General features: G+C 71.2%; 2 protein-coding genes. One reads left to right on the top strand and one right to left on the bottom strand.

The features are described from left to right. Positions 1–93: 93 nt before the first annotated feature. Positions 94–1,878 carry a tyrosine-protein kinase domain-containing protein gene (locus AC08OV_RS14405; protein WP_476614047.1) on the bottom strand — a complete coding sequence of 595 codons (1,785 nt, stop codon included), beginning with the start codon at positions 1,876–1,878 and terminating at the stop codon, positions 94–96. A gap of 117 nt (positions 1,879–1,995) precedes the next feature. On the opposite strand from AC08OV_RS14405, the gene AC08OV_RS14400 reads away from it, so the two are divergent. Continuing rightward, on the top strand, positions 1,996–3,843 hold a 1,848-nt coding region (locus tag AC08OV_RS14400), incomplete at its 3' end, for a polysaccharide biosynthesis protein (protein ID WP_476619777.1).

Here is a 3,843-nt window from a genome sequence, read left to right as displayed (position 1 = left end):
GGTCCGGAACCCGGTCCAGGTCCGGAACCGGATCTAGGACCACCGGATCCAGGCCCGGAGCGGACCCGGTGCTCTCCCCCGGTGGCGAACCCGTCATGGGGAGAACGGCGGCCGGGTCGCGCCGTCGTCATCCGGCGTCGTCCCGCCAGCCGGGTCCGTGCCGCGCGGTGTCCTTCCGCCGACGGAGATGATCTCCTCGGCCGATCCGCGTGCCGCCGGCACCCTGACATGCGGTCCGCCGCTCGGGCCGGTCGTGGCGCTCGGGCCGGTCGTGGCGCCGTCGGGCAGCGGGTCCCGCGCCGAGCTCCGCTCATCGCCACCGTCGACCGTCCCAGGACGCGCCGTGGCGGCGGGAACCGGCGTCACGGCCGAAGCCGGAGAAGCCGGAGCCGGTGGCGGCAGCGCCGGTGACGGAGGCGAGATGACCGGCCAGGCGGGCCGGACTCCGGAATCGGGCGCCGGGATCTCCAGGGTTCGGGGCGAGGAGGTCCTGGCGTGCCGGCCGCGTGGCGCGTAACCGTCGCGCGGGCCGTAGTCGTAGGCATCGGGTCCTTTGACCGGCACCATGTTCAGCACGGTACCGACCGCCCGGGCGTCGACCGCCCGCAGCGCCTCGACGGCCCGCCGGAGGTGCTCGCGGCGGGTCCGACCGGCCCGCATCACCAGCAGAACCCCCTCGACCCGGGTGGCGAGCACGACCGCGTCGGTCACCGGTAGCAGGGGCGGGGCGTCGACCAGGATGATGTCGAAGCGGGCGGACAGCAGGTTGATGAGTTCGGCCATGCCCTTGGAGCCGAGCAGCTCGCTGGGATTCGGCGGGATGGGGCCGCTGGCGAGGACCTCTACGCGCCCCTCCCCGACCCGGCCCTCCCCCCAGGGCTGCAGGACGTCGTCGAGGTCCGCGGCGCCGATGAGGACCGAGGTGAGCCCGGCGGCGGACTCGACCCCGAGGTATTCGCCGAACGACGGCCGTCGCAGGTCCCCCTCGATCAGGCAGACCCGCGCACCGCCCTGCGCCAGGGTGATCGCGAGGTTGCAGGCCACGGTGCTCTTGCCCTCGCCGGAGACCGCACTGCTCACCAGGATCGATCGAGGTCCGGTGTCCACCTCGACGAACTGCAGGTTGGTCCGCAGCTGGCGGAACGCCTCCGCCCGGGCCGAGCGGGGCCTGGCGTTGACGATGAGGGGATGCCGGGCGGCGGCACCGTCGTAGCCGATGACGGCGAGGTTGGGCAGCTCGGTCGTCTCACGGGCGTCGTCCTCACTGGACACACTCGTGTCGAGGCGATATCGGATGACCCCGGCGGCGATGCCGACGATCAGCCCGAGCAGCACTCCGAGCGCGAGGCTGCGGATCGGCTGGGGCGAGACGGGCGAGGCGGGCAGCTTCGCGTGTTCCCAGACAGTCACCCGCACGGAGGGCGGTTCGTCGACCGACGGCGTCTCGATCTCCGCAATGGTGGTGGAGAACGCCTCACCGACAGCATCTGCTATGATCATGGCTTGTCTCGGGTCGGGATCGCGCACGACAGCCTGGAGCAGCACGGTGTCCGGGACGGCGTGCGCGCTGATCTGGGCCCGCAGGGCCCCCGGAGTCGCGTGCAGGTGCAGGCGTGCGATCACGGCCGTCGCCACCCGCTCGCTGGCCACCAGGTTGGCGTAGGACTTGACGCGTTGCTGGGAGAGCAGGCCTCCCTGGTAGGCCGAGACGGCTCCGGCGCCGTTGTCCGGCGAGGAGACGACCATCGTCACCGAGGCGGCGTACTCTTTCGTCGTTCGCCAGGTCGCCGTGGCGGCCAGCAGCCCGCCGAGGACCATGCCGGCAATCATGATCATCCAGCTTCGGCGCAGAACACGGACGTAGTCGCGCAGCTCCACCCGTCGACCACCCTCCCGGGACCTCGGTCCCGACCACTCACCGTCATCGAAGACCGACTCAACATACTCGATGGGTAGTCATTCTTTTACTCTTAGCCACGCTTACTCTATGGCCTCATGTGGAGACGTAGAGTAGACGGAGTGAGTCATGGTCGGTGGACAGCACACATCGCACGGCGCGCCTCCCGGCTCAACCTCCGCCAGCGGGTTGGCCTGCAGATCACTCTGGACAGCGCGGCGCTGGTCCTGGGCCTCATCTCGGCCCAGATCGGCCGCTTGGACTTCACTCTCGGCGCGCTGAGCGATCTCGGCTTCTGGGTCATCTGCACGCTCGCCGTCTGCGTGCTCCACTTCCTGGGCACCGCTCTGCACCTCTACCTGGGGCGCTACCGCTTCGGCGGCTTCGAGGAGGTCCTCGGCCTGCTCGTGTCGGTCCTGCTCACGGTCGTCAGCGTGGTCGTCGTCATCGCCGTGTTCGGCTCCCCGAGACCCGTCCCGCTGAGCGTGCCGCCGCTGGGCGGCGCGGTGGCCCTGGTCGTGATGTTCGGCATCCGCTACCTCTGGCGGCTGACCGAGGAACACCTCCGCCGGCCGAACAGGGACCACGCCGAACCGCTCCTCGTGTTCGGCGCCGGTGACGGGGCCGAACGGGTACTGGCGGCCATGCTGCGCACCCGGGACAGTCCCTACTACCCGGTCGCGCTGCTCGACGATGACCCGAGCACGCACAACCTCCAGCTGCTCGGGGTCCGGGTACGTGGTGGCCGGGAGCGGATCGGCGCCGTCGCCGAGTCGACCGGGGCCAGGACCCTGCTCGTGGCGATCCCCAGCGCCGACGGCACACTGCTGCGGGAGATCAGCGCAATCGCCGAGGGCGCCGGGCTGACCGTGAAGGTGCTTCCCCGCGTCGCGGACCTGATCGACGGGCGGGTCGGCGTCGGGGACATCCGCGACCTCGACCTCGCCGACCTCCTCGGCCGGCGGCAGATCCGCACCGACATGTCCGCCGCCGCGAGCTACCTCGCGGGCCGACGGGTGCTCGTGACGGGGGCGGGCGGATCGATCGGCTCGGAGCTGTGCCGGCAGATCTCCGGCTACGGGCCGGCCGAACTGATCATGCTGGACCGGGACGAGTCGGCACTGCGCGCGGTGCAGCTGTCGATCTCCGGCCGGGCGATGCTCGACGACGACGCCATCGTGCTGGGCGACATCCGCGACATCGACCTGATGACCACGCTGTTCACGGAGCGCCGGCCCGAGGTCGTCTTCCACGCCGCCGCGCTCAAACACCTCCCGTTGCTCGAACGCTTCCCCGGCGAGTCGGTGAAGACCAACGTCTGGGGCACCCTGACGATCCTGGAGACGGCCGTGGCCTGCGGCGTCGACCGGCTGGTCAACATCTCCACGGACAAGGCGGCGAACCCGACGAGCGCCCTCGGCTACTCGAAGCGGATCACCGAGCGGCTCACCGCGTGCCTCGCCCGCCGGGCCCGCGGAACGCTGGTCAGCGTCCGGTTCGGCAACGTCCTGGGCAGCAACGGCTCCGTCCTGACCGTCTTCGCCGGCCAGCTGGCCGCCGGCGGGCCGATCACCGTCACCCACCCCGAGGTCACCCGGTACTTCATGACCATCCACGAGGCGGTGCAGCTGGTCCTGCAGGCTGGGGCGCTGGGATCACCCGGCGAGGCCCTCGTGCTCGACATGGGCGAGCCGGTGCGCATCGCGGACGTGGCCGCCCGGCTCGTGGCTCGGGAGAACCGGCCGATCGAGATCGTCTACACCGGGCTCGGCCGCGGCGAGAAGCTCCATGAGGAGCTCCTCGGCGCAGGCGAGGACGACCATCGACCGCACCACCCGCTGATCTCGCACGTGGGCGTGCCCGCCCTGGACCCGACCCATGCCCTCGCCCTCGATCCCTGGGCCCCGCCGGAAGAGGTGCTGGCCGAACTCGCGGCCCTCGCCGGC

This window comes from Frankia sp. CeTa3Moorea, assembly GCF_978021225.1.
Note: the sequence above shows the minus strand (reverse complement) of the source record. Positions and strands in the feature narration are given on the sequence as shown.